This window comes from Pseudomonas sp. SID14000 (assembly GCF_002165135.1).
Taxonomy (GTDB): domain Bacteria; phylum Pseudomonadota; class Gammaproteobacteria; order Pseudomonadales; family Pseudomonadaceae; genus Aquipseudomonas.
The window spans coordinates 1-447 of the sequence record NZ_NFZQ01000102.1 but is presented as its reverse complement, the minus strand read 5'-3'; the positions used below and the strand labels follow the sequence as shown (position 1 = coordinate 447).

General features: G+C 73.6%; 1 protein-coding gene. It reads right to left on the bottom strand.

All coding sequences use genetic code 11. From position 1 onward, the window contains the following. Positions 1-447, bottom strand: a 447-nt coding sequence (locus CAY82_RS27565; RefSeq protein ID WP_140399172.1) for an ROK family protein, incomplete at both ends; no start/stop codon positions are given.

The following is a 447-nucleotide window of genomic DNA, read 5'->3' as shown; positions in this document are numbered from 1 at the left end:
AGCGTCTTCGCACCGTTGTCGATGTAGAGCGGCAGGTCGGTGCCGGCCCGCAGCAGGCGGCCGAACGGGACCGCGTTCCAGCCGATGGTCTGGCCGTGCACGACGATGCCCTCGCCGCTGCCGAGGTCGGCACCGGAGCCGCCCGAGCCCCCCGGACCGCCCGACCCTCCCGATCCACCCGGGCCGCCGGCCCCGTCACCCTGCCCGACGATGCCGGGGACCCCGACACCCACCCCGAGCACATCGCTCTCGGAGATGCCCGCGTCACGGACGACGGCCGACAGACCGTCGAGAATCAGCCGTACGACGTGGTCGACGTCGTGGCCGCTGTCCGACAGCGGCAGATCCGCCGCCGCGAGTTCGGTGAGGGCGAGGTCGAACAGCTCGACCCGGACCCGGGTCTCGCCCACGTCCACCCCCACGACGCAGCCGTAACCGGCGGCGACC